Annotated in this window: 18 protein-coding genes; 5 read left to right on the top strand and 13 right to left on the bottom strand. The window is 71.9% G+C overall.

The annotated features are described in order from the left end of the window. Positions 1 to 74: 74 nt before the first annotated feature. The 4 genes from RB608_RS08315 to nrdR all read right to left on the bottom strand — a co-directional run bounded on the left by RB608_RS08315 (position 75) and on the right by nrdR (position 5095). Entirely contained in the window at positions 75 to 707 is a 633-nt protein-coding gene (locus RB608_RS08315; protein WP_308087342.1) for an RES family NAD+ phosphorylase, read from the bottom strand. After that, a complete protein-coding gene (locus RB608_RS08310) occupies positions 704 to 1291 on the bottom strand; it encodes a hypothetical protein (protein ID WP_308087341.1) in 588 nt (195 codons plus the stop codon). Before RB608_RS08310 ends, RB608_RS08315 begins: the two co-directional genes overlap by 4 nt. Before the next feature lie 216 nt (positions 1292 to 1507). After that, entirely contained in the window at positions 1508 to 4411 is a 2904-nt protein-coding gene (locus tag RB608_RS08305; protein WP_308087340.1) for a vitamin B12-dependent ribonucleotide reductase, read from the bottom strand. 162 nt (positions 4412 to 4573) lie between these two features. Further along, a complete protein-coding gene (gene nrdR / locus RB608_RS08300) occupies positions 4574 to 5095 on the bottom strand; it encodes a transcriptional regulator NrdR (RefSeq protein WP_308087339.1) in 522 nt (173 codons plus the stop codon). A 375-nt stretch (positions 5096 to 5470) separates the two neighbouring features. On the opposite strand from nrdR, the gene RB608_RS08295 reads away from it, so the two are divergent. Beyond that, entirely contained in the window at positions 5471 to 5803 is a 333-nt protein-coding gene (locus tag RB608_RS08295) for a hypothetical protein (protein ID WP_308087338.1), read from the top strand. 162 nt (positions 5804 to 5965) lie between these two features. Here RB608_RS08295 and RB608_RS08290 read toward each other — a convergent pair whose 3' ends face one another. Then, the gene (locus RB608_RS08290) at positions 5966 to 6337 is read right to left on the bottom strand and encodes a LysM peptidoglycan-binding domain-containing protein (protein ID WP_308087337.1); all 372 of its coding nucleotides are present in this window, start codon (positions 6335 to 6337) and stop codon (positions 5966 to 5968) included. Between the two features lie 283 nt (positions 6338 to 6620). Here RB608_RS08290 and lexA point away from each other — a divergent pair, with 283 nt between their 5' ends. Beyond that, positions 6621 to 7370 (top strand): transcriptional repressor LexA, encoded by a 750-nt coding sequence (gene lexA / locus RB608_RS08285; protein ID WP_308087336.1) that lies wholly within the window; start codon positions 6621 to 6623, stop codon positions 7368 to 7370. Positions 7371 to 7436: 66 nt separating this feature from the next. Continuing rightward, complete coding sequence (locus RB608_RS08280) at positions 7437 to 9008, top strand: MXAN_6640 family putative metalloprotease (RefSeq protein WP_308087335.1); 1572 nt, start codon at positions 7437 to 7439, stop codon at positions 9006 to 9008. Between the two features lie 91 nt (positions 9009 to 9099). Here RB608_RS08280 and RB608_RS08275 read toward each other — a convergent pair whose 3' ends face one another. From RB608_RS08275 to RB608_RS08255, 5 genes are all read right to left on the bottom strand, one after another. Further along, complete coding sequence (locus RB608_RS08275) at positions 9100 to 11115, bottom strand: ATP-dependent DNA helicase (protein WP_308087334.1); 2016 nt, start codon at positions 11113 to 11115, stop codon at positions 9100 to 9102. Positions 11116 to 11165: 50 nt separating this feature from the next. Beyond that, positions 11166 to 11873: a GDSL-type esterase/lipase family protein gene (locus tag RB608_RS08270; RefSeq protein WP_308087333.1), complete on the bottom strand. Its 708-nt coding sequence runs from the start codon at positions 11871 to 11873 to the stop codon at positions 11166 to 11168. Positions 11874 to 11960: 87 nt separating this feature from the next. Continuing rightward, positions 11961 to 13469: a GTPase HflX gene (gene hflX, locus RB608_RS08265; protein ID WP_308087332.1), complete on the bottom strand. Its 1509-nt coding sequence runs from the start codon at positions 13467 to 13469 to the stop codon at positions 11961 to 11963. Positions 13470 to 13525: 56 nt separating this feature from the next. Continuing rightward, positions 13526 to 15193, bottom strand: coding sequence for a DNRLRE domain-containing protein (locus tag RB608_RS08260; RefSeq protein ID WP_308087331.1), 1668 nt, complete (start codon positions 15191 to 15193; stop codon positions 13526 to 13528). A gap of 114 nt (positions 15194 to 15307) precedes the next feature. After that, on the bottom strand, positions 15308 to 16918 hold the full coding sequence (locus RB608_RS08255; protein ID WP_308087330.1) for an alkaline phosphatase D family protein: 1611 nt from the start codon (positions 16916 to 16918) through the stop codon (positions 15308 to 15310). Between the two features lie 168 nt (positions 16919 to 17086). Here RB608_RS08255 and RB608_RS08250 point away from each other — a divergent pair, with 168 nt between their 5' ends. Further along, positions 17087 to 17662 (top strand): hypothetical protein, encoded by a 576-nt coding sequence (locus RB608_RS08250; protein WP_308087329.1) that lies wholly within the window; start codon positions 17087 to 17089, stop codon positions 17660 to 17662. A 27-nt stretch (positions 17663 to 17689) separates the two neighbouring features. Here RB608_RS08250 and RB608_RS08245 read toward each other — a convergent pair whose 3' ends face one another. Continuing rightward, on the bottom strand, positions 17690 to 18466 hold the full coding sequence (locus RB608_RS08245; RefSeq protein ID WP_308087328.1) for an SDR family NAD(P)-dependent oxidoreductase: 777 nt from the start codon (positions 18464 to 18466) through the stop codon (positions 17690 to 17692). A 58-nt stretch (positions 18467 to 18524) separates the two neighbouring features. Continuing rightward, entirely contained in the window at positions 18525 to 19382 is an 858-nt protein-coding gene (dapF, locus tag RB608_RS08240) for a diaminopimelate epimerase (RefSeq protein WP_308087327.1), read from the bottom strand. Between the two features lie 101 nt (positions 19383 to 19483). Here dapF and RB608_RS08235 point away from each other — a divergent pair, with 101 nt between their 5' ends. Continuing rightward, on the top strand, positions 19484 to 20173 hold the full coding sequence (locus RB608_RS08235) for a hypothetical protein (RefSeq protein ID WP_308087326.1): 690 nt from the start codon (positions 19484 to 19486) through the stop codon (positions 20171 to 20173). Here the strand turns inward: RB608_RS08235 and RB608_RS08230 are convergent. Continuing rightward, on the bottom strand, positions 20157 to 20675 hold the full coding sequence (locus RB608_RS08230; RefSeq protein ID WP_308087325.1) for a hypothetical protein: 519 nt from the start codon (positions 20673 to 20675) through the stop codon (positions 20157 to 20159). The genes RB608_RS08235 and RB608_RS08230 overlap by 17 nt on opposite strands. Positions 20676 to 20698 lie beyond the last annotated feature (23 nt).

The following is a 20698-nucleotide window of genomic DNA, read 5'->3' as shown; positions in this document are numbered from 1 at the left end:
GCAGACACTTCGCCGTACTCCGCGCGGAGTAGGGCGTGGGCCTCCCACCCGACGAGGATGCCGGGGCGGTGCACTCAGATCAGGCGGAAGCTCGGGTACCGCTCGGTGATCTCACGCAGGACCGCCCACATCGACGCGGCGTCGAGGTACTCCGAGAAGTCCGGGCTCGTGGGGAAGGTATCCGCTGCCGGCGTCCACAGGGTGACGTTGGGCCGCCCGGTCAGGGTGCTCTGGCTCCACAGCCCATCGAGGTCGGGCCAGGTCTCGGCGATCGCGCGGGCCCAGGTCCGGCATGTTGCCCGCGACCCCGAGGCCAGCGAGTGGGAGGCGCCGTTGCGTAGTGCCCAGTCGTCGGTCAGGTTCAACAGTCGCAGCGACCGTGTCGGCCGCCACGCCGTCGCCTTCGGTCGTCCGCCGGCGGTGTCGATGACCCTCTGTCGCTGGAAGGTCTCGGCGACCGCGGTCGTGACGTCGAGCGCGGTGTAGGTGACACCGACCTCCGGATGTTCGCCCGGGGGCGGAGGGTGCGGGTCGAACCGCATCGTCGCTGCCGGACCCCAGCGACGCAGGGCCGACCAGGGCAGCACGTGATCGCCGACCGTGCGGTGGATCCGCCAGAGCACCGGCTGCTCGACGATGGCGTCCTCGTCCAGGCGCGTCAGCGGTCCAGCGGGCCGCGTCGGCCGCTTGGGGTACGACGAGCTCACCAGCGGCCCAGCGCGACCAAATGCTCCTCGACGGCCTCCACCGGTCCATGGGAGGACAGGAAGGTCGTCGGGGACTTCCCGTCGAGATCCTCCAGCGGCGTCTCCATGAACGCCCTCACGGCCAGTGGGTGAAGGTCACGAGGGATCAGCGGCACGATCCGCGCGAGCCCAGGGATCGGCTCCACGCCCCGCGCCCCCTTCGACGCGGCGACGAACTGCCACTGCGGCACATAACGCCGCCCCTGCAAGGTGAACGCGTAGAGGGTCTGAGAACTGATCCGGTGGGACACGCGCGAGCGCGAGACCCCCAACATCTGGGCCGCGAGCTCCAGCGACCAGCTCGACTCCAACAGCTCCTCGAGCACCTGCGCGGCAGTGACGGCGCGGTCCCGCTGCACCTCGCCCTCGGCGTACTTCTCGATCGCGACCCGCGCCGCCTCGCCGCCGTGCTCAGCGAGGAAACCGAGGGCGGCCGCGGAGATCGGCGTCGCGCCTGCAGCCGGGGTACGGCTCAACTCAGCGTCGACCTCTTCCGGGGAGAGTCCCGGGAAGTGTCGAGCGAAGACGTCCTGCGCCGTGGCCATGCGCACAGCCTATCAACTCATGCGGTCATGTGCGCCGGTGAAGATCGGCCGCCCGCAAGGACACCCGTCCAGCCGCGCTCGGGGTCCGACCACCTACGTGATCGGACCCCGAGATGCTTGTCGCCTTGTAGGCACCTATGAAGTTGGCCCCTGTCGGTCATCCACCTCGTGGGCTGATACCGGCAGCGGTTGCATCCGATGCGAATGTCGCTCGGTTCAGCTGCAGCCGGAGGTGCTGCCGCAGCCCTCGCACACGTAGCAGGAGCCGGCGGGGCGCATCTTGGTGCCGCAGGTCATGCACAGCGGGCTGTCGACGGCGTGGCCGGTGATCTGCTCGAGGAGCTCGGCGGTGGTCTTGGCGACCTTGGCCTCGACGATCGGGGCGCCGGCGAGCGGGTCCTCGTCGACGACCTCGATGACCTCGGCGTCGACCGTGGCGGCCTTCGCGACCGGAGCCGACTCGACCAGCTCGGAGGCGCTGCCGGTCTCCTCCATCGGCTCGTAGGAGCCGGTCTCGAGGTGGCGCTGGCGCTCCTCGGCGGAGTAGATGCCGAGCGCGGAGCGCTCCTCGAAGGACAGGTAGTCCAGGGCCAGGCGGCGGAAGACGTAGTCCATGATCGACTGGCTCATCCGCACGTCGGGGTCGTCGGTGAGGCCGGCGGGCTCGAAGCGCAGGTTGGTGAACTTCGAGACGTAGGTCTCCAGCGGGACGCCGTACTGCAGGCCGATCGAGACCGCGATCGAGAAGGCGTCCATCACACCGGCCAGGGTCGAGCCCTGCTTGCCGAGCTTGAGGAAGATCTCGCCGAGCGAGCCGTCGTCGTGCGCACCCGAGGTCATGTAGCCCTCGGCGCCGGCGACCGTGAAGGACGTGGTGCGAGCCTGGCGGGACTTCGGGAGGCGCTTGCGGGTCGGCGCGTAGACGACCTTCTCGACGACCTTCTCCACGATCTTGGCGCCCGCGGCGGCGTCGGCCGCGTCGGCGGCGTCCTTCTTGGCCTTGCCGCCACCGTCGGCCAGCGGCTGGCCGACCTTGCAGTTGTCACGGTAGATCGCGGTGGCCTTGAGGCCGAGCTTCCACGACTCCAGGTAGATCTGCTCGATCTCCTCGACCGTGGCCGACTCCGGCAGGTTGACCGTCTTGGAGATGGCACCCGAGAGGAACGGCTGGCAGGCGGCCATCATCAGGACGTGGCCCATGGGCTTGAGCGAGCGCTCGCCCATCGCGGTGTCGAAGATCTCGTAGTGCTCCGGCTTGAGACCGGGTGAGTCCACGACGTGACCGTGCTCGCCGATGTAGGCGACGATCGCCTCGATCTTCTCCTCGTCGTAGCCGAGCTTCTTCAGCGCCCGCGGGATGGTCTGGTTGACGATCTGCAGCGAGCCGCCGCCGACGAGCTTCTTGAACTTCACCAGGGAGAAGTCGGGCTCGATGCCGGTGGTGTCGCAGTCCATCATGAAGCCGATGGTGCCGGTCGGCGCGAGCACCGAGGCCTGCGCGTTGCGGAAGCCGTTGGTCTTGCCGAGCTCGACGACCCGGGCCCACTCCTCGCTGGCGAGCTTGTGGACCTCGGCGTCGGCGATGTGCAGGGTGCGCACGTCGTCGTTGGCCGCCTGGTGCTTGCGCATGACCCGGTTGTGGGCCTCGGCGTTGCGGGCGTAGCCGTTGTAGGGGCCCACGATCGCGGCGAGCTCAGCCGAGCGGCGGTACGACGTGCCGGTCATCAGCGACGTGACGGTGGCCGCCATCGCGCGACCGCCCTCGGAGTCGTAGCCGAGGCCCATCGCCATCAGCAGCGCGCCGAGGTTGGCGTACCCGATGCCGAGCTGGCGGTAGTTGCGGGTCGTCTCGCCGATCGGCTCGGTCGGGAAGTCGGCGAAGCAGATCGAGATGTCCATCGCGGTGATGATCAGCTCGACGGCCTTCGCGAACAGGGGGGCGTCGAAGGTGTCGTCGTCGCGCAGGAACTTCAGCAGGTTGAGTGAGGCCAGGTTGCAGGAGGAGTTGTCGAGCGACATGTACTCCGAGCACGGGTTGGACGCGGTGATCCGGCCGGTCTCGGGGTTGGTGTGCCAGTCGTTGATCGTGTCGTCGTACTGCAGGCCCGGGTCGGCGCAGGCCCACGCGGCCTCGCTGATCTTGCGGAACAGGCTGCGGGCGTCGACCGTCTCGATGACCTCGCCGGTCATCCGGGCGCGCAGGCCGAACTCGGTGCCGTTCTCGACCGCGCGCATGAACTCGTCGTTGACGCGCACCGAGTTGTTGGCGTTCTGGTACTGGACCGAGGTGATGTCCTTGCCGCCGAGGTCCATGTCGTAGCCGGCGTCGCGCAGGGCGCGGATCTTGTCCTCCTCGCGCCACTTGGTCTCGACGAACTCCTCGATGTCGGGGTGGTCGACGTCGAGCACGACCATCTTGGCGGCACGACGGGTCGCGCCGCCCGACTTGATCGTGCCGGCCGAGGCGTCGGCGCCGCGCATGAAGGAGACCGGGCCGGAGGCGGTGCCACCGCTGCTGAGGAGCTCCTTGGAGGAGCGGATCCGGGAGAGGTTCAGGCCGGCGCCGGAGCCGCCCTTGAAGATGAAGCCCTCTTCCTTGTACCAGTTGAGGATCGAGTCCATCGAGTCGTCCACGGACAGGATGAAGCACGCCGAGACCTGCTGGGGGGCGGTCGTGCCGACGTTGAACCAGACCGGAGAGTTGAAGGAGAAGTACTGGTTCGCCAGCAGCCAGGTCATCTCGTGCTCGAAGACCTCCGCGTCCGCCGCGGACGCGAAGTAGCCGTGCTCCTTGCCCGCCTTGACGTACGTCGACACCACCCGGTCGATGAGCTGCTTGAGGCCACGCTCCCGCTCGGGCGTGCCGACCGCGCCGCGGAAGTACTTGGTGGTGACGATCGTGGAGGCGTTGAGCGACCAGAACGCCGGGAACTCGACACCGAGCTGCTCGAAGACGGTCTCGCCGGTCTTCCAGTTGGTCTGGACGACGTCGCGCCGCTCCCAGGTGATCTCGTCGTACGGGTGCACACCCTCGGTGCTGAAGACCCGCTGGATCTTCAGGCCGCCCTTCGGGTAGCTGGCCGTCTCACTGGTCGTCTGGCTGCTGGCCGTCTCGGTCATGGCTCTCCTGGTCTCCTCTGTGCGGCGGGTCGCCGGGTTCGGCGGTCGGCGGTCGTCTGCGATGCGGCGGGACGGGGCTCCTGCACGAGGCGGGAGCGGCGCCTTGGGGGAAGGGTGGTGGCCCGGCAGGCAGCTTCCCCACTACCTGCCGGGCGTCTGTGGTCAGCCCGTCGGGGCCGTTGTCTCGAGACTCGCCGACGGGCGGGCCGCCACCACCGGGGTGGAGGTGAGCTGACGCTCGGCCCGCATCAGGGAGATCTCGTTCTCGAAGTCGGCGGCGGAGTCGAAGCCGCGGTAGACGGAGGCGAAGCGGAGGTAGGCGACCTCGTCGAGACGGCGCAGCGGGGAGAGGATCGCCAGGCCCACCTCGTGGGCGGCGATCTCCGGGCTGCCGGCCAGCCGGAGCTGGTGCTCGACCTCCTGACCCAGCCGGGCCAGGTCGTCCTCGTCCACCGGGCGACCCTTGCAGGCCTTGCGGACGCCGGCGACGGCCTTCTCGCGGGTGAACGGCTCGGTGGCGCCGGAGCGCTTGAGCACGGTCAGCTGCATGGCCTCGACGGTCGTGAACCGCTTCTCACAGCTCGGCGCCTGGCAGACCCGGCGCCGCCGGATGGAGCAGCCGTCGTCCGCGACCCGGGAGTCGAGGACCTTGGTGTCGTTGTGCTTGCAGTACGGACAGTGCATGGCTCCTCCTCCCGAGCGTACGAGCTGTGGACAAGTCCCGCCTGGGCCCGTGGCACTTGTGGAAAACCGGGCGGGATCTGTGCGTTTCCACCCTGGTCCTGTGGGCGACGGCGGGCCGTCCTGTGGACTAGATGTGGAGAACTACATCGTTGTAACTACTAGATGTAGTGGTAACCGTACGCCCCGGTCACCATCGATGCAAGCGGGCCTCGACAGGAGTTCGGCGGCGACCGGCGCGGCGACGCGTTTGCGCAGGTCATGGCACACGAAGGCACCTCGAGAACCGTTCCGACAGGGCGTGTCGGACCCGCCACCGCGACCCCGATGGGCGGGTTGCCCGGGCAATCCAGCCACCCATCGGCAACAATGACCGCCGTGACGGGTGGCAAGCGCGCTGGCGATCGAGCGAAGGCGAGATTCCGCATCGACGTGCTGCTGATCGCGCTCGGCGGCACGCTGTCCATCGTGGCCTGGGGATACCTCGTCATCGCTGCGATCGACTTCGGCGCCACCGCCCGGCACGACGGCAAGGCCAGTGCCTGGGCGCTCGCGGCCGTCGCGTCCCTGGGCGCCACGCTCTGCCTCTTCCTCACCTTCATGCTGGCCATCCGCCTGTCCCGGGCCCTCGGCCTCAGCGCGCACCACCACGAGCCGCGGCCCAAGCGCGACCCCGGCACCCCCAAGGGCGGCAAGCGCGCCGCACGCTGACGCGCGAAGGGCGGGATCCGGTTCGGTCGGATCCCGCCCTTCGTCATTTTCCCCAAGGCCAATGCTGGCCCCTATCTCCGCTGGGGTCGAGGCAGCGGAGAAGCTTCTGAAGGTGCCGCGCGACGCCGCCGGCCCGTGGCCGACCCGCCCATGGCCGACCCGTCAGGACGACGACGGGACGCGCAGCTCCTGCCCGACGTAGACGACGCTGCCGTCGAGGGTGTTGAGCTGCTGGATGGTGCGCATCGCGTCGCGCACGTCGTCACCGGAGCCCACCGCGACATCGCTGGCGATGTCCCACAGGGTGTCACCCGGAGCGACGGTCACCAGGTCGACCTGTGGCGCACCGGCCTGGTCGCGGGTCGCGGCCGAGCCGGCGGCCAGCCAGACGGCGACCAGGGCGACGACGGCGAGCGCCAACAGGAAGACGACCGTGCGGCCGCGCCGGGTCAGCCGGACCTGGCCGCGGGAGCGGACGGTGCTCGTCGCGCGGCGGGCGGGGACGACGCGGGGGGCGAGGGTGATCGTGCTCATGGTGACCTCCGGGGGAAGTGGACGTGGGCCTTGCGAGGACAGGTGCTGTCTACGCGGGGGGTCCGACGGAAGGTGATCGATCAGGCGTTCGATCGAACATGTGTACGAGACTAGATCAGGTGTTCGAAGAAATCCAGCATCCGTTCGAAACTACGTTCGACCGGCGTGTCGCGACACGCGGTTCGAACAGATGTTTGAAAGCGCGCGGGGATTCGGTTAGCGTCGAGCCACCGGTGCGGTCGTCGCGGACCCCACCATCCGATGCCGATCTGGAGGGCACCCCATGGCCGAGCGCAAAGGCACCGACCGCAAGGTCACCGGGCAGGCGAGCAGCGTCTCGGAGCTGCCCGACGGACCCGCCGACGCCACCGGCCTGACGCCGCGCCAGCAGCGGGTCCTGGCCCACATCAAGGACAGCATCGAGAAGCGCGGCTACCCGCCGAGCATGCGCGAGATCGGTCAGGCCGTCGGCCTCACCAGCACCTCCAGCGTCGCCCACCAGCTGCGCACCCTCGAGGAGAAGGGCTACCTCAAGCGCGACCCCAACCGGCCGCGCGCGCTCGAGGTCTTCCTGCCCGAGGTGATGGCGGCCCGGCGCGCGATGGGCTCGGCCGAGGAGACGTCGTACGACGAGACGGGGATCGGCGACGCCGCCCCGGCGCCCGCCAACGTGCCCGTGGTCGGTCGGATCGCCGCCGGCGGCCCGATCCTCGCCGAGGAGCGGATCGAGGACGTCTTCCCCCTGCCCCGCCAGCTCGTCGGCGACGGCCAGCTGTTCCTGCTCGAGGTCAGTGGCGAGTCGATGATCGAGGCCGCGATCTGCAACGGCGACTACGTCGTGATCCGCCAGCAGCCCACGGCCGAGAACGGCGAGATCGTCGCCGCCATGATCGACGGCGAGGCCACGGTCAAGACCTTCCAGCGCAAGGCCGGCCAGGTGTGGCTGCTCCCCCACAACCCGGCCTTCGAGCCGATCGACGGCACCAACGCGACGATCCTCGGCAAGGTCACGGCGGTTCTCCGGCGGGTGTGAGGTTTGCCTGACTGGTCGGTGACATAGGGTCAGGACGTCCTGTCGCCGTACCTAAGGCCGGTCCCGATGCCTCGTCGCAGCCACCTCCCCTTCCCCGGGCTGCCCCTCCGTACCCTGCTGGGCGCGCTTCTCGCCGCCCTCCTGATCGTGCCGCTGTCCGGCGGCGCCGCCCAGGCCGATCCGGCCCCGGCGGCGCCGGCCGCCGCCCCGCTCCCCGTGGTCGCGGCCGACGACCCGGTCGCGCAGGAGCTGGCCGAGCAGGCGCTGGAGAAGGTCCAGGAGCTGATCGAACCGGCCCCGTCCGCGACGCCGGCCACGGCCGACAGCGCGGACCTGACCATGGCGCTGCGCGACCTGGCCGTCACGCGCGAGGACCTGCCGCCGAGCCTGCAGGAGGACGCGGCCCGGCTGCTCGCGCGGCCCAGCACCGCCCACCGCCCGCCGCCCGGCAGCGGCGGGATCGAGTGCACGCCCGGATCCGGGCTGCCCTGCTACACGATGGGCGAGGCCGCCCCGGTCTGCGGCGGCGGCATCTGCGTCCACTACGTCACCGGCACCGCCGACGCGGCCACCCCGCCCTACGTCAACGCGGTGCTCTCAGTGATGAACAACGTCGCCAGCCGGTACGCCGCCGCGGGCTACCGCGCGCCCGTCGGCGACGGCGTCAACGGTGGGGGCACCAACCTCTTCGACGTCTACCTCGCCGACCTCGGCTCGCGGGGTCTGTACGGCTACTGCACGACCGACCAGCGCGTCTCCGGGCACGTCACCGCCCCGGCGTACTGCGTCCTCGACAACAACTACGCCGAGTACGGCGCCGTGCCCGGTCCGCTCGCGAACCTCCAGGTCACGGCCGCCCACGAGTACTTCCACGCCGTCCAGTTCGCCTACGACGTCAACGAGGAGACCTGGCTGCTCGAGGCCACGGCGACCTGGGCCGAGGACGAGATCTACACCGACATCAACGACAACCGCCAGTACCTCAAGGGCGGCCCGCTGGGACAGCCGGCCCAGTCGATGGACTACCAGCGGGGCCTGGCGCCGTACGGTGCGTGGATCTTCTTCAAGTACCTCAGCGAGCGCTTCCCGGCCGTCAACGGCCCCGGCGGCATGCCGGTCATCGTCCACGACATCTGGGAGCTGGCGGCCGGTGCCCCGAACGCCCGCCAGGCGATCGGCGCCGCCCTGGCCGCGCGCGGCACGGATCTGCGCACGCAGTTCGGCCGGTTCGCCGCGGCCAACCGGCAGCCGGCGCTGAACTACGCCGAGGGCGCCGCCTACATGCGGGCCCGGCTCTGGCGCGGAGTGAAGCTGACGAACTCGCGGCGCTCGTTCTCCGACCGCACCTCGCTCAACCACCTCGCCTCACGCACCATCCGCTTCAAGTCGAAGGTGTCCGGCAAGGCGCGGGTGCGCATCCATGTCGACGTCCCCAAGCGTAAGAAGGGCGGATACGTCATGGTGACCATCAAGAAGAAGGGCAAGACGCCCGTCACCAAGATGGTCAAGATCAACCGCAAGGGCGACAAGACCAAGGCCTTCGCCTTCGGCAAGAAGGTGAAGTGGGTCGAGGTCACGCTGGCCAACGCCGGCAAGAAGGATGCCAAGGCGTCCGTGAGTGCCCGCGTGGTGCGCTGACCCGGCGCAGACTGAATCTCAGATCGCGTCGACCCGGCGCAGATTGAACTTCTCGAAGTTCAATCTGCGCCGGGTCGGCGTCATTCCGGGTTCAATCTGCGACGGGTCGGGCGCTGAGCCGGCTGAGCGCCTGGCGCACCACCCTGGGGTCGGTCGTCGACCACATGGGCGGCAGGCTGGCCTTGAGGAACGAGCCGTAGCGGGCGGTCACCAGCCGCGGGTCGAGGACGGCGACGACGCCGCGATCCTCGGTGGTGCGGATCAGGCGCCCGCTCCCCTGCGCCAGCAGCAGCGCCGCGTGGGTGGCGGCGACCTGCATGAAGCCGTTGCCGCCGGCCTGGTCGGCCGCCTTCTGGCGCGCGCTCATCAGCGGGTCGTCGGGCCGCGGGAACGGGATCCGGTCGATGATCACCAGCTGGCAGGTGTCGCCGGGGACGTCGAGACCCTGCCACAGGCCGAGGGTGCCGAACAGGCAGGTGTGCGGGTCCTCCACGAACTGGCGGGCCAGCTCGGGCAGCTGGGCCTCCCCCTGCGCGAGCGTGGTGAGGTGGGGCAGCGCCTTGCGCACGTGCTCGGCCGCGGCCTCGGCGGCCCGGCGGCTGGAGAAGAGACCGAGCGTGCGGCCGTCGGCCCGGTCGACGAGCTCGGTGATCTCGTCGAGCTGGGCGGGGCCGAGGCCGTCGCGGCCGGGCGGAGGCAGGTGGCGGGCGACGTACAGGATCCCCTGCTTCGCGTAGTCGAACGGGCTGCCGACGTCGAGGCCGCGCCACGGCTGCGCGTCGTCGGGTACGTCGCCACGCGGGCCGGAGCCCGGGCCGTCGGTCCTCTCCGACGGCTTCAGGCCGACCGAGCCCGCCACCGTCGCGAAGTCACCGCCGAGCATGAGCGTGGCGGAGGTGAGCACGACGGTGTTGTCGGCCAGCAGCTTGTCGCGCATCTGGCCCCAGACTTGGAGCGGCGCGATGCACAGCATCGGTGGGATCCGGTCGGTGCCCTCGGTGCGCCAGAGCACGTCTGCCTCGGAGTTGGCGGCCATCCGCTCCGCGGTGGCGAACACCTCCTGGACCATGCCCTTGGCCTGGGTCATGGCCGCGTCGGGCTCGCTGCCGGTCTCCGTCTTGGGGAAGGCGCCGGCGCAGGCGCGGGCGGCGTCGCGGACCAGGACGAGCGCGTCGGCGAGCGCCTCGGGGACCTGGTCGAAACGGCCGGCCGGGGCGTCGGTGACCGCGGCCCGCAGCGCGTCGGCCGCGTCGGCGAGGTCCTCGGCCTCGTCGCCCTCGACGTGGCGGATGCTGCGCCGGGCGGCCCGCTCGACCTCCGCGGCCCACAGCTCGTCGGTGGCAGCCTGGGTGACCCGGCCGGCGAGCTCGTGGGCCTCGTCGATCACCACGGCGTCGTAGTCCGGGATCATCGGGATGCCCTCGATGGCGTCGATGGCGAGCAGCGAGTGGTTGGTGACGATGAGGTGCGACTTCTGGGCCTTCTCCTTGGCCCGCTCGGCGAAGCACTCCTCGCCGAACGGGCACTTGCTCGCGCCGAGGCACTCGCGGGCCGTCACGCTGATCTGGCGCCACTCCTTGTCGGTGTGACGGGGCGCGTCGTCGCGCTCACCGGTGCCGCGGCGGTCCTCGGCGGCCTTCTCCGCCCAATCGCGCAGCGCGAGCACCTTGCGGCCCAGCGCGCCCATGGCGTCCTCGGCCTGGATCAGCTCGCCCTGGTCGTCGGGCGCGCCCTCGCGAACCCGGTGCAGGCAGGCGTAGTTGGACCGGCCCTTGAGCACGGCGTACGACGCGTCGACGCCGGGGACGGTGCCGACCGCCTCGACCAGCCGCGGCAGGTCGCGCTCGACCAGCTGGTGCTGGAGGGCGAGGGTCGCGGTGGCGATGACGACCCGCTGGTCGTGCAGCAGGGCCGGGACGAGATAGCCCAGGGACTTGCCGGTGCCGGTGCCGGCCTGGACGAGGAGGTGCTCCTTGCCGGCGAAGGCGTCGGCGACGGCCTCGGCCATCGCCACCTGGCCGTCGCGGCGCCGGCCGCCGAGGGCCTCCACCGCCGTCGCGAGCAGGTCGCGGACCGGGGACGTCCGGTCGTCTGCGGTGGTGGTCACCGCAGAACCCTAGAGGGTCGCGCCGACGTCCTTGCGCGCCCCTCCACAGCTCACCGCAGGAGTTCCCGGACCCGGGTCGCGACCCGGTCGCCGAACACCCGGTGGCCGGCCGCGTCGGGGTGCAGTCGGTCCTCGGTGTAGGTCAGCTCGACGTCGAGCATCGACAGGTACGCCGCCCCGTGCCCCGCCGCGAGCCGGGCCAGCGTCGCGTCGACGGCCGCCACGTCGTCGTACCGGAGGCGGGGTGCGGGCGGCGGTCCCACGACCAGCACCTGCCGCCCGGCGAGCACCTCCATCAGCCGGACGAACCCTGCTTCCAGGTCGGCGCGGGGCTGGTCGGCGTCGTTGAGGCCGCCCTCGACGACGAGCAGGTCGGCCCTCTCCTCGGCCCCCTCCTCGGCACCGGCCTCGGCGGGCGTGGCCACCGAGGCCCGCGCCCGGGTGCCGTAGGAGACGTCGCCGCACGGGCTGGCGCCGACGCTGAACCCGCTGCCGGAGAAGCCGTCGACGCGGACCCGGCCGGGCAGCCGGACCGGCCACGACTCCTCCGGACGCGCGCCGGCGCCGACGGAGTAGGAGTCGCCGATCACCAGGACCCGGGCGCCCGCACCCGTGACCAGCGCGGCCCGCACCTCGGCCCGCTCGCCCCGGGCGACGCACGGGTCCGTCCGGGCGCCGGCGCGGGCCAGCAGCGTCGTGCTCACCACGGCGGTGAGGACGAGCGCGAGCAGGCCGAGGAGGAGTCGGTGCCGGGTCACGCCGGGATCATCCGTCGTACCGGACATCGGAGTAGCCGAATTGGCGAAATCGCAACCGAATTGTCCGGTACGACGAGGAGGCCGGCCTCAGACCGCGTAGGCAGCGAGCTCGCCGGCCAGTGCCTCGGTGGCCCGGCCGGTGATCCGGGTGCCGTCGGCGGTGTGCTCGAGGGTGCCGATCTCGCCGTCCTTGTGGATCCGGTCGATCAGGTCACCGCGCGCGTAGGGCACGAGCGCGGTGAACTCGACCCGCGGGCGCGGGAGCTCGCCCTCGACCGCGGCGATCGCCTCGGCGATCCCCTCGCCGGTGCGCGCCGAGACCGCGACAGAGTGCGGCTCGCGGCGCAGCACGCGGTCGACGACGACCGGGTCGGCCGCGTCGATCTTGTTGACCACGACCAGCTCGGGGACGTCGGTCGCACCGATCTCGGTCAGCACCTCCCGGACCGCGGCCAGCTGGCCCTCGGGGTCGGGGTGCGAGCCGTCGACGACGTGGACGATCAGGTCGGCGTCGGCCACCTCCTCCAGGGTCGAGCGGAACGCCTCGACGAGCTGGTGCGGGAGGTGCCGGACGAAGCCGACCGTGTCGCTCATCGTGTAGACGCGGCCGTCCGCGGTGGAGGTACGCCGGGTGGTCGGGTCGAGCGTCGCGAACAGGGCATCCTCGACGAGCACGCCGGCGCCGGTGAGGCGGTTGAGCAGCGAGGACTTGCCGGCGTTGGTGTAGCCGGCGATGGCGACCGAGGGGATCTCGTTGCGGCGGCGCTCCTGGCGCTTGGTGTCGCGGGTGCCCTTCATGACCTTGAGGTCGCGGCGGAGCTTGGCGATCTTGTCGTTGATCCGGCGGCGGTCGGTCTCGATCTTGGTCTCACCGGGGCCACGGCCGCCGATGCCGCCGCCGTCGGCGCCGACCCGGCCACCGGCCTGGCGGGAGAGGTTGCCACCCCAGCCGCGCAGGCGCTGCTTCATGTAGCTGAGCTGCGCCAGCTCGACCTGGGCCTGGCCCTCCTTGGACTTCGCGTGCTGCGCGAAGATGTCGAGGATGAGCGCGGTCCGGTCGACGACCTTGACCTTGACCCTGTCCTCGAGGTTGCGCAGCTGCGAGGGGGCGAGCTCGCCGTCGCAGATCACGGTGTCGGCGCCGGTGGCCTGCACGATCTCGCGCAGCGCGTCGACCTTGCCGCGACCGATGTAGGTCGCGGGGTCGGGGAAGGTGCGGCGCTGGTAGATCGCGTCGAGCACCTCCGAGCCCGCGGTCTCGGCGAGCAGGGCCAGCTCGGCCATCGCGTTCTCGATCTCGCTGATGGCGCCGCCGGTCCACACGCCGACGAGGACCACGCGCTCCAGGCGGAGCTGGCGGTACTCGACCTCGGTGATGTCCTCGAGCTCGGTGCGCAGGCCGGCGACCCGGCGCAGCTCGTGGCGCTCGACCAGGTCGAGGTCGCCGGTGGTCAGGTCCGCGCCGGCGTCCACGTCGCCTGCGGGCGTGTCGGCGTAGCCGGACTCGAAGTCGTCGAATTCGGTGTCGGGGTCGTCCCAGCCCTCGGTGGCACGCAGGGCGTCAGCGAGGGAGAAGTCTTCAGCACGGTTCGTCATAGGCGTCGTCCAGAGTAACGACGAGCGCCACGAGATGCTTCCCGATTATCCGAGGCTCACGGCGACGCCGGCTCCTGCAGCGCGAGATTGCGGATGTCGGTGCACGACAGCCGGCCCGCGTAGTTGAAGCACGCGCGCAGCTGCAGTACCGCGGGCGGGGCGAGGGTGCCGCTGCCGTAGGGCTCCTCGATCGCGTGCCAGGTCAGCGGCCCGGTGGTCGACCGTGCGCTCGACGGGGCCATCGCGCCGGACCACGGCGTACCGTCCGCCGTCGTCACCTCGGTCGCCGACCGCCAGCCCGACTCACCCGCGACCCGCCAGTGCAGCGAGCCGTAGGTCGACCCCGGCGGGCCCGACACCTCCACGGCGTACGACGCCGGGCTGCTGGCGTTGGCCGCGGGCGCCGACCACACCGGCGCGGGACCGGTGCCGTAGGACAGACGAGCCGGCTCGCTGACGTTGCCGGCCGGGTCGCCGGCGACCACGACCACCTCGTGCCAGCCGGCGACGGGGGTGTAGGGCACGGTGGCGACGCCGGAGGCGTCCGCGCCGACCACGAACGCGTGCCCGTCCGCGGTGACGGTGAACCAGCTCGTGCCCGCGCCGCCCGTGAGGGTGAGCGTGTCGGAGGCCGGGACGGTGGTGGTCCAGGTGCCGTCGACGAACCGCGCGGAGCCGACGGCCGCCGTCGGGGCGACCGTGTCGACGACGAGCCACAGGGCCGTCGGCTCGGCGCTGAGGTCACCGGCCTCGTCGCGGGCCGTCGCGGTGACGGCGTACGCGGTGCCCTCGGCGAGGACGCCGGCGGGCACCTGGACCGACGCGGTGCCACCGGAGGCGACCTCGTCGCTGGTGCCCGTCCACACGACGTCCGCTCCCTCGATGATCTCGAAGACGGCCGCGACGGGGCCGCCCTCGGGATCGGACACGACGGCCGAGAGCGTCGGGGTGGCGGAGCGGACCCAGCCGTGGGCACCGGGCGTGGCGCTCAGCTGAGTCGGGGTGGCGGGAGGCTGGTTGGGCTCGGGAGCCGGGGTGTAGGTGATGGTGAGCGTCGGCAGCTTCGCGGGGTCGCCGTTCTCGAGCGAGCGGTACGCGCGGTAGCCGGTCGCGTTGCTCTCGCTGTCGGCCCGGACCTGCAGACCGTGGTTGGTCGCGCCGCCGGCCCAGGCCTGGACGATGGCGGTGGCGTCCCAGGCCGCCTCCCCCTCGTCCGCGCAGCCGGTCCTGCCGTACGCCGCGCTGGTGGCCGCCGATCCGGTCGCCGTCGCCTGCGGCTGGGTGCTCCACTTGATGCCCTCGGTCCAGGCCGACGTGACCCGGGAGACCCGCACCGGGGAGCCGGTGCACGAGCCGGTGGCGAAGTTGCTCATGGTCAGCTCGGCGTCGACGACAGTGGCACCGGCGAGGTCCACGGCGGAGGTGTCGAAGGCGAGGAAGGACCGCGCCTTGACCAGGCCGTAGTTGCTCGATCCCACCTGGAGCTCCGGCGAGGTCGGCCGTCCGGCCTGCCCCAGGCCGGTGCGCACCCAGGTGTCGACGGTCGCGGACAGCGTGACGGTGGTGGTGCCGTCCGGCGCGCCCGGGTCCTCGGCGTCGGCCCGCACCGGGACCTGCAACGAGGCGGCGACGACCGCCGCGCCGGCGGCCGCCGCGGCCCAGCGGGCCGCTCGGCGCGTGCGGCGGGTCGTGGAGACGCGCTGGCTGGAGAAGATGTCCGTCATGGGTGTCCACACCGGCCTTCGTCGGACGGGGCCCTCATGACGCGACGCACGCCACCCGTCGGTCGCACGCTAGGCGACCGACGGCCCGCGCGCAGCGAAATTCGCGCAGACTCCTCACGCGGGCTCGAGCGCGCGCTCCCACAGCACGGTGCCGGCACCGTCGTAGAGCCGGACGGTGAGCAGCCCGGAGGCGGCGATATCGAGGTGGCCGAAGTACTGGTTCGTGGCGTGCGGCGCGACGTCGAGGCGGCCGGTCTCGGCCTCGCCCTGGGAGAAGACCACCTCCGGGCCGAAGGTCCGGTCCAGCTCGTGGTCCTTGACCCAGAAGGGCGAGGAGGCGACCGGCCCGGAGACGAACTCCCAGAACGGGTCGAAGTCGGTGAAGGCGGCCTTCTCGGGGGTGTAGCGGTGGGCGGCGGTGTAGTGGACGTCGCCGGTGAGCCAGACGACGTTGCGGACGCCGTGGCGCTTGAGGGCGGACAGCACCCGCGCCAGTTCGGGCTCCCGGCCGATCGGCGCGCCGTCGCCCTTGTTGGCGTAGCCGTCGAGGTCGGTGACCCGGTTCGTCGGGGCGGAGAGGGGCAGGTCGGCGCAGATCGCCTTCCAGGTCGCGGTCGACGAGCGCAGGCCGCGCACCAGCCACTCCTCCTGGTCCCTGCCGAGCAGTCCGGCCGTGGTCCGGCCGACGACCGGGTTCGTGTCCGGGTTCGGTCCGCGCCAGCTGCGCATATCGAGGCAGAACAGGTCGAGGTGCTGGCCGCGCGGGACCTTCCGGTACAGCCGCCGGCCGACGAACCCGTCGCCGCCGGCGGGCGCGAGCCGCCGCACCGGGACCGGCTGGTACTCCTGCCAGGCACGGCGTCCGCGGATCGCGAGCACGTCGGCCCGCCGCTCGGCGTACCGCTCGTCGTCGATGGTCTCGCCCGGCCACCAGTTGTTGCAGGTCTCGTGGTCGTCCCACATCGCGACGGTGGGCACGGCGGCGTAGAAGGCGCGCACGTTGTCGTCGCGCAGCGGGTACCGGTGCCGGCCGCGGAGCTGGTCGAGGGTCTCCGAGACGACCATGACGTCCTCGGTCAGCTCGTTGCGCCAGGTGGTGCCGTCGTCGAGGAGCACGGTCTCCTCCATCGGCTCGTCGGCGTAGATCGTGTCGCCCACGTGTACGAACAGGTCGGGGTGCAGTCCGAGCATGGTGCGGTACGTCGTCAGCCCGCCGCGGGCGCGGTCGATTCCCCAGCCCTGTCCGCAGGTGTCGCCCGACCACACGATCGACTGCGCGGCGGCGTGGATCGGCGCGGTGGCGAAGGTGAGCGGCAGGGGTGCGCTGCGCTCCCCGTCGGGTGTCTCGAACCAGACCTCGGCGTCGTACGGGCGGCCGGGCGCCAGATCGGTCAGGTGCACCCGGGCGGTGAAGTCGGCCCGCTCGTCCGTCCAGGGACCGCGCACCATCCGACGCTGCCGACCGTTGCTGTGCAGGCGGACCATGAGCCGGCCGGGCCGGAGCGCTCGCGACCAGATCACCGCGGAGGTGGTGGTGACCTCGCCGCTGCGCACGCCGGAGGTCAGGTCCCGCCGCCGCTCGACGAGAGCGGGCGAGCGACCGAGCAGACCCAGAGCGGGGATCGACGAGCCGGAGAGGCCGGCCACGATCGTCGTACGTCGGCCGACGCGGAGGTCGGCCAGCCGGTCGGTCAGGTGGGTCCGGTCGTCCCCGAGCAGCGTCACGTTGCGTCAGCGAACCGCTCCTCAGCGACCTGGTCCTGACCACGACGCTGCGGGTCGGTGAACATCGGCCGGCCCCCGCGTGCCGCACCTCACGTATCGTCGGCGGCATCCGCTCGTTGACCCGATGTGAGATTCGGTCGGCCGGGGGGCGACAACCGCGGATGGATCGTGGTTGGCGTATCTCTCCTCATCATCGTGATCAGCGTCGTCGTCGGACGCGGCGGAGGCGACAACGACGACGGCGCGGCGGCACGCCCCCGGGCGACGCCGTCTCCCTCGGCGGACGCCGGACCGGGCGGGCTGCCGTCGGAGGTTCCGTCGACCTCGGCGACGCCGAGCCCGACCGCGGACCCGACGGGCGCCGCGCCGCGCAGTGCTCCGAGTGGCTTCGCGGCAGGCACGGGAACCCTGCCGCCGCTGAGCATGCCCGGGCTCACCGGCAAGGGCGGCAGCGCGTCGCTGCCGAAGATCCGGGTGCGCCTGGAGGTCTTCTCCAAGTCGCCGATCGGCATCGTCGGCTACCAGGTGCCGACCAGCCTGACCGACCCCTCCGGGACGGTGAAGGGCGTCGGCACCCGCTGGTCGCTGACCACGATCGCCTACGGCAACCCCGACTACGCGCGCCTGTTCTTCGGCGCCGGCCCCTCCGGGACGCCGGTGACCTGCGTGATCACGATCAACGGCAAGGTCACCGAGCGGCGGTCCACGGAGGGGCCGTACGGCCAGACGATGTGCCAGGGCTGAGCCCCGGCGGCTCCCAGGAGTGCGGGACTACTTCGGGGGCATCCGGATGCCGCCGTCGACCCGGACGACCTCGCCGTTCATGTACGCGTTGGTGAGGCACTCGATGACCATGCTGGCCAGCTCGTCGGGGACGCCGAGGCGCTTCGGGAAGAGCACGCTCTCACCGAGCTTGGCCTTGAAGGCCTCCGCCTGCTCGCCCTCGCCGTAGATCGGGGTGTCGATCAGGCCGGGGGCGACGGTGTTGAGCCGGATGCCGGACGCCGCGAGATCGCGGGCGACCGGGAGGGTCATGCCGACCACGCCGCCCTTGGAGGCGGAGTACGACGCCTGGCCGATCTGGCCGTCGAAGGCGGCCACACTGGCGAGGTTGACGATGGCGCCGCGGCAGCCGTCGGCGTCGGGCTCGTTGAGGCTCATCGCCGTCGCGGCCTGGCGGACCATGTCGAAGGTGCCGATCAGGTTGATCGCGACGACCTTGGTGAACGCCTCGAGGGAGTGGGCCGACTCGAGCTGGCCGTCACGGCCGATGGTGCGCTGGGCCCAGCCGATGCCGGCCGAGTTGACGACCGCGCGCAGCGGGGCGATGTCGGCGGCGGCCTTGACCGCGCCCGCGATCTGCTCGGTGTTGGTGACGTCGACCTGGGCGAAGACGCCGTTGATCTCGGCAGCGAGGGCTTCGCCCTTGTCGGCCTGGAGGTCGGCGACCACGACGGTCGCACCCTTCGCGGCGAGCTGGCGGGCGGCGGCGGCGCCGATGCCCGAGGCGGCGCCGGTGACGATGGCGGAGGATCCGGTGAGTTCCATGGTCCGGAGCATAGGGCGGCCCCTTCACCGTGACACCGTCGGTGTCAGAGTCAGAGACTCAGAGTGAGGTCGTGCCCTCGGCGACGACCACGGCCGGGCCGGTCATCAGGATCCGGTCGTCGGCGGTCCAGGTGATCCGGAGGGTGCCGCCGGGGAGGTCGACGCGGTACGCCGTGTCACGGGCCGCGCCGTCCGCCAGGGCGCTGGCGACCATGACCGCGCAGGCGCCGGTGCCGCACGAGCGGGTCTCGCCCGAGCCGCGCTCGTGGACCCGCATCGCGACATGACCCGGCCCGCGGCGTACGACGAACTCGACGTTGACGCCCGCCGGGTAGACCGCCGGGTCGTGGGTGGGGGCGTCGAGGAGCGGGCCGACGTCGGCGAGGTCGGCGCCGGTGTCGGTGTCGGTGTCGGTGTCGAGGAAGGCGACCGCGTGGGGGTTGCCCATGTCGACGTGCAGCGCCGACCAGGACCGGTCCCCGATCGCCACGGTGGTCTCGTCGAGGACCTTCGGGATGCCCATGTCGACGGTGATCTCGCCGTCGGCGGCGCCGCCGGCGAAGGTGAGCACCTTGACGCCGGCGCGGGTCGCCACCGGGACCGGCGCCGTCGGGTCGACCAGGCCCCGCTCGGCGAGGTGGCGGCCGAAGACGCGCACCCCGTTGCCGCACATCTCGGAGACCGACCCGTCGCTGTTGCGGTAGTCCATGAACCACGCGGCGTCCTGGCCCCGCGCGGCGTCACCGGCGGCCTCCGCCCGGATCACCCGGAGCACGCCGTCGCCACCGATGCCGGCCCGCCGATCGCAGAGCGCGCGCACCCGTTCGGCGCTCAGGTCGCCGTGGACGGTGCCGTCGGGGTCGGGCAGCAGGACGAAGTCGTTCTCGGTGCCGTGGCCCTTGAGGAAGGGGTACACCCGTCCAGGGTAGGCCGTCGTTCCGCAGGTGGACGCATCGTGCCGGCGGATCAGACCGGGGTCCGACGCGGTGGGCGCCGCCGGCTCCTAGCGTCGTCGCCATGACCCGCGCCCTCACCTTGACCACCGCGGCCCTGGTGGCCGCCGTCCTACTGGCTCCCGAGCTCCTGGCCTCGCTGCTCATCGGTGACTACTCCGGCGTGGGGGCGCTCCGCGACGCACTGCCGGGAGCGTTCGCCGGCCACTGGCGCCTCGGCGACGGCGCCGTGACCGGCGACCTGGCCGACGCGGTCGACTACTGGGCCGCGTTCCACGTCGTCAAGGCCGCCGCCGCCGGCGCCCTGCTCGGGGTGCTCGTCCTCGCCCTCGGCCGGGTACGGCGAGGGCCGGGACGGGTCGCCCTGCTGACCCTCGCCGTCCTGGCCGCGGTGGTGCTGATCGCCAACGTCCAGGGGGCGGTCGCCCCGCTGTCCTCGCTGCTGTCGATGGTGCCGTCCGGCGCCGCCGACCTCGCCCTCTCCTCGGACGAGACGCCCGCCTTCGCCGCCCTGGTGCGGGACTTCGCGCTCTACCACCTCGCGATGGTCGCTCTGGCCGCCGGTGCCGCCCTCGTCGTCGCCCGCCTCGGAGCGCGTGCCTGGCGGCACGGGCGCCGCACGGCGGCAGTGGTGGCAGGCGGCGCCGTCGTCCTGCTCGGCGTCGTGACGCTCGCCAATGCCTCCACGGTCGCCGACCCGGAGCCCGCGCTGCGCGGGTTCCTGGAGGCCGCCGCGGTCAGCGGCAGTGCTTGAGCACCACCGGGTCGACCCAGCCGGTGAACGGCGAGCTGCTCGAGGTCGTCTTGATCCGGACCCGTGCCCGGACGGGGTACTTCATGCCGCTGATGAAGCTGTCGAAGACGACCTCCCCCCTGCTCCGCCACGGGGACGCGCGGACGACGACCCCGGTCCAGACACCGTTCTCGAAGTGCTGGATGTGGCTGCGTGCCTTCACCCGGCGCTTGGCCGTGCGGGCGTCGACCCGCACCTGGACGCCGTAGAACCCGGGCCGGTCGAACTGGCAGGCCTGCACCTTCGCACCCGCCTTCTTGCGCAGCGTGGTCCAGCCGCGCTTGCCGCGCTCGGCGATGCCCTGCGAGCTGTCGACCGGGCCGTCGACCGGGCTCACCGTGCTGGTGACCGACGGCGAGGCGCCGGCCGGCACCGGTGCGGCGACCAGGGTCAGGCCGGCGACCAGGCCGGCGATCGTCGTACGGCGCATGGGAACCTCCGAGATGTCCGACGTGCTGGTCACGTCGACCAGGGACAACGCTAGAC

The sequence above is a fragment of the Nocardioides sp. LHD-245 genome (assembly GCF_030929495.1).
Classification (GTDB): domain Bacteria; phylum Actinomycetota; class Actinomycetes; order Propionibacteriales; family Nocardioidaceae; genus Nocardioides.
The sequence above is the reverse complement of the archived record's forward strand: the minus strand, read 5'-3'. Positions and strand labels throughout refer to the sequence as shown.

What these genes read in the sequence shown, in the direction of transcription:
- RB608_RS08260 (WP_308087331.1), bottom strand. Translation starts at nt 15,193, where the DNA reads ATGACGGACATCTTCTCCAGCCAGCGCGTCTCCACGACCCGCCGCACG.
- RB608_RS08290 (WP_308087337.1), bottom strand. Translation starts at nt 6,337, where the DNA reads ATGAGCACGATCACCCTCGCCCCCCGCGTCGTCCCCGCCCGCCGCGCG.
- nrdR (WP_308087339.1), bottom strand. Translation starts at nt 5,095, where the DNA reads ATGCACTGTCCGTACTGCAAGCACAACGACACCAAGGTCCTCGACTCC.
- RB608_RS08235 (WP_308087326.1), top strand. Translation starts at nt 19,484, where the DNA reads ATGACCCGCGCCCTCACCTTGACCACCGCGGCCCTGGTGGCCGCCGTC.
- hflX (WP_308087332.1), bottom strand. Translation starts at nt 13,469, where the DNA reads ATGACGAACCGTGCTGAAGACTTCTCCCTCGCTGACGCCCTGCGTGCC.
- lexA (WP_308087336.1), top strand. Translation starts at nt 6,621, where the DNA reads ATGGCCGAGCGCAAAGGCACCGACCGCAAGGTCACCGGGCAGGCGAGC.
- RB608_RS08245 (WP_308087328.1), bottom strand. Translation starts at nt 18,466, where the DNA reads ATGGAACTCACCGGATCCTCCGCCATCGTCACCGGCGCCGCCTCGGGC.
- RB608_RS08305 (WP_308087340.1), bottom strand. Translation starts at nt 4,411, where the DNA reads ATGACCGAGACGGCCAGCAGCCAGACGACCAGTGAGACGGCCAGCTAC.
- RB608_RS08310 (WP_308087341.1), bottom strand. Translation starts at nt 1,291, where the DNA reads ATGGCCACGGCGCAGGACGTCTTCGCTCGACACTTCCCGGGACTCTCC.
- RB608_RS08280 (WP_308087335.1), top strand. Translation starts at nt 7,437, where the DNA reads ATGCCTCGTCGCAGCCACCTCCCCTTCCCCGGGCTGCCCCTCCGTACC.